Raw genomic sequence first — 4,031 nt, 5'->3', positions numbered from 1 at the left:
TAATTTTGCCATTTTATAAAATTCATAAATTAAGGGAGCAATAATTATGAAAAACGGTTCAATTATATACGACACTGAAGGAAACGTACTTCATGCTCACGGCGGATGGATCTTAAAAGTAGAAGATACCTGGTACTGGTACGGCGAAAACCGCACTGATGACAATTATGTTGCCTGCTATTCATCTAAAGACTTAAAAAACTGGAAGTTCTGCAACAATATTCTTACAGTAAAGTCTAAGACAGAAAGCACCCGTATCCGCGGAAACCTTATGCTGGTAAATGAAGACGGTAAAAAAGTAAATATCGAGCGTCCAAAAGTAATTTATAATTCAGAAACAAAAAAATACGTAATGTGGGCTCACTTTGAAAACGGCCAGAATTATTCCTGTGCAGCAGCCTGTATTGCTACCTGCGATACTCCGGACGGAGATTTTGTTTACCATGGCAGCTTTAACCCTTACGGAAATATGTCCAGGGACTGTACCCTTTTTGAAGACGGAGGAAAAGTTTACTTTGCTTCTGCTGCAAGGGGTAATGCAGACATGAAAATCTATCAGATTCAGAAGGATTACCTTAACGTAGAAAAAGAAACAGCCTGCTGCTGGAGTAATGAATATCGTGAAGCACCGGCCTTTGTAAGGGTAGGGGAGAGGCTTTACTGTTTTTCTTCTTTCTGCACCGGTTGGGCTCCTAATCAGGGTAAATATGCCTGGACAGACAAAATGGAAAGCGGCTTTGGACTTCTTACAGAAATTGGTGATGAAACAACATACCACAGCCAGCCTGCCTTTATTCTTACAGTAAAGGGAAGCAAAAAAACTTCATATATATACGTTGGAGACCGTTGGAATGGTGAACACTACCATGAGTCTACATACACCTGGTATCCCCTTAATTTTAAGGAAGACGGCTCTGTAGAACTGGAATACTGTGATGAGCTTGAAATCGATGCAGTTACCGGAGAAGTAAAGGCTATAAAAAAATAAGCGGAATCTTCTATAATATATTTCTGACAAATACATTTGAATAAAACCTGCCATACCATCAGGTCCCCTTTTTAAAGTTTATTTTGAATAGAATTTCTTTAAAAAGGGGGAATTTTTTTTAAAAGCCTCTGATAGTTGAAAATAATAATGGAATTCATATTGACATTTTTTTCTCATGAATATACTTTATCAACAAAGTTAGACAATGCTAAGTTTTGTTATCAATAACTAAGAAAAGTTATCAAATGCTAAGGTATGTTGTATATGGCTAAAAAATGTTGTACAACAGTAAAAACTTTTATCAAAGTCTAACTTGTTTCAGGGAGTCTAAAAATGCCTTTAAATTTATCCAGTCCTGGAGAAGAGGTAATCATCAAAAAAATAAGCGGTAAAGAAGAAGTTCGCCGCTTTCTTGCAAATCTTGGTTTTATTGCTGGAGAACAGGTAAGTGTTATTTCTGAAAATTCCGGCAATATTATTGTCCAGGTTAAAGATTGTCGTGTAGCCATCAGTAAAGAAATGGCACAGAAAATCATTATCTGAGTTTGTAATTATTTTTGGTAAAGCTTTATAAGGAGATACAAAATGACTTTGAGAGAAGTAAAAACCGGTCAGACAGTTAAAGTAGAAAAACTGCTGGGTGAAGGTGCTGTAAAACGCCGCATCATGGACATGGGTATTACAAAGGGTGTAGAGATTTACGTACGTAAAGTAGCACCACTTGGTGATCCTGTTGAAGTAACAGTTAGGGGTTATGAACTTTCCATCCGTAAGGGTGATGCAGAACTTGTTCAGGTAACTTGCTAATTCGGAGTTTTTTAAGGAGCATATAAAATGATTAAAATTGCATTGGCCGGAAACCCAAATGCCGGTAAAACAACATTATTCAACGCTCTTACAGGTTCAAATCAGTTTGTAGGAAACTGGCCTGGAGTAACTGTTGAAAAGAAAGAAGGTAAGCTTAAGGGTCACAATGGTGACGTAGTAATTATGGACTTACCTGGTATCTATTCCCTTTCTCCATATACTTTGGAAGAAGTTGTATCCCGTGAATACCTTGTAAAGGAACGCCCTGATGCTATCCTTAACATTGTAGACGGAACAAACCTTGAACGTAACCTTTACCTTACAACTCAGCTTGCTGAACTTGGTATTCCAATGGTTGTTGCAGTAAACATGATGGACGTTGTTAAAAAGAACGGAGACAAAATTCATGTTGAAGCAATGGCAGAAGAACTTGGCTGCCCTGTAGTAGAAATCTCTGCCCTTAAAGGAAACGGCTGTATTGAAGCTGCAGAACTTGCTGTAGAAAAAGCAAATGCAGGTGCACCAATGATGTACCGCCACCGCTTTGAAGGTTGTGTAGAACATGCTCTTGCTCACATTGAAGAAGCAGTTGTACATGAACTTCCTGCTGAACAGCACCGCTGGTATTCAGTAAAGCTTTTTGAACGTGATGAAAAAGTAATCAAGGCTCTTGGAGTTTCTGATGAAAAGCTTGCTCACATTGAAAGCGATATTAAATCATGTGAAGACGAACTTGGTGATGATGCAGAATCCATCATTACAGCTGAACGCTATAAGTATATCGAATCAATTATTAAAAAGTGCGTTACAAAGAAGGCTCGTTCTAACCTTACAACATCTGACAAGATTGACCGCGTAGTTACAAACCGCTGGCTTGCTCTTCCAATCTTTGCTGTTGTTATGTGGCTTGTTTACTACATCGCTATGGTTACAGTTGGTGCAAATGCTACTGACTGGGCAAACGATGGTCTCTTTGGTGACGGTTATCACCTCTTTGGTATCGGAAATGCTGCTTATGAAGAAGCTGCAGAAGAATATGGTGATACAGATACAATCCTTTCTGCATTCGTAACAGATGCTGCTGAAGCTAAAGAAAATGAAGCTGCTGCTGCTCTTGCAGAAAAGCTTGATCCAGAAGCAGAAGACTATGACGGTATGGCTCTTGTTCCAGAACTTGAAGCTGTAGCTTCCCTCTATACAGTTGATGAAACAGTTTCTTACACACTCCTTGATGACGAAACAATGGAATCAAGCAAAGAAGAAGCAACTGTAGAAGACTTTAATGCTTCCCTTGATACATTCAAGAAGTACGAAGGTGCTGCTCCTGATCCTGCAAGCTATGGTATCTGGGTTCCAGGTATCCCTGTATTTGTAGAAATGGGACTTGATGCAATCGGTTGTGCAGACTGGCTTAAGGGTCTTATCCTTGACGGTATTGTTGGTGGTGTTGGTGCAGTTCTTGGATTCGTTCCACAGATGCTCGTACTCTTTATCATGCTTGCCTTCCTTGAAGCTTGTGGTTACATGGCTCGTATTGCATTTATTATGGACCGTATCTTCCGCCGCTTTGGTCTTTCCGGAAAATCATTCATCCCTATGCTGGTTGGTACTGGTTGTGGTATTCCTGGTATTATGGCAAGCCGCACTATCGAAAACGAACGCGACCGCCGCATGACAATCATTACTACTACATTCATTCCTTGTGGTGCTAAAACTCCATTTATCGCAATGGTTGCCGGAGCTATCTTTGGTGGTTCACCATGGATTGCTACATCAGCTTACTTTATCGGTATCGGTGCAATTATCTGTTCTGGTATTATGCTTAAGAAAACAAAGCCATTCCTTGGAGAAGTTGCTCCATTCGTAATGGAACTTCCTGCATATCACCTTCCAACAGTTGGTGCTGTTCTCCGCTCTATGTGGGAACGCGGATGGTCATTCATCAAGAAAGCCGGAACAATCATTCTTGTTTCTACAATCGTAATCTGGTTCCTTTCATTCTTCGGATGGGTTGACGGTAAGTTTATGATGCTTAGCGAAGATCAGATGGATTCAAGTATTCTTGCTAAGATTGGTGGTGCAGTTGCATGGATCTTTGCTCCTCTCGGATGGGGCAACTGGCAGGCTACTGTTGCATCTGTTACAGGTCTTGTTGCAAAGGAAAACATCGTAGGAACAATGGGTGTTCTTTATGGTGGAGAAGAAGCATGGGCAAACCTTGCTAATGCATTCACAA

General features: G+C 40.2%; 4 protein-coding genes. All 4 read left to right on the top strand.

Annotated features, from left to right (window positions below; all coding sequences use genetic code 11):
• Positions 1-46: 46 nt before the first annotated feature.
• A complete protein-coding gene (locus K6D58_RS04825; RefSeq protein WP_296828191.1) occupies positions 47-988 on the top strand; it encodes a family 43 glycosylhydrolase in 942 nt (313 codons plus the stop codon).
• Between the two features lie 333 nt (positions 989-1,321).
• Positions 1,322-1,531 (top strand): FeoA family protein, encoded by a 210-nt coding sequence (locus tag K6D58_RS04820; RefSeq protein ID WP_296828189.1) that lies wholly within the window; start codon positions 1,322-1,324, stop codon positions 1,529-1,531.
• Positions 1,532-1,573: 42 nt separating this feature from the next.
• Positions 1,574-1,795: a FeoA family protein gene (locus tag K6D58_RS04815; protein WP_184653442.1), complete on the top strand. Its 222-nt coding sequence runs from the start codon at positions 1,574-1,576 to the stop codon at positions 1,793-1,795.
• Positions 1,796-1,822: 27 nt separating this feature from the next.
• On the top strand, positions 1,823-4,031 hold a 2,209-nt coding region (feoB, locus tag K6D58_RS04810), incomplete at its 3' end, for a ferrous iron transporter B (protein WP_296828185.1).

Source organism: Treponema sp., from assembly GCF_024696245.1.
Classification (GTDB): domain Bacteria; phylum Spirochaetota; class Spirochaetia; order Treponematales; family Treponemataceae; genus Treponema_D.
This window is presented reverse-complemented; position numbering and strand designations above follow the sequence as displayed.

Coding starts and splice junctions, on each gene's coding strand:
- K6D58_RS04820 (WP_296828189.1), top strand. CDS start 1,322: ATGCCTTTAAATTTATCCAGTCCTGGAGAAGAGGTAATCATCAAAAAA.
- K6D58_RS04815 (WP_184653442.1), top strand. CDS start 1,574: ATGACTTTGAGAGAAGTAAAAACCGGTCAGACAGTTAAAGTAGAAAAA.
- K6D58_RS04825 (WP_296828191.1), top strand. CDS start 47: ATGAAAAACGGTTCAATTATATACGACACTGAAGGAAACGTACTTCAT.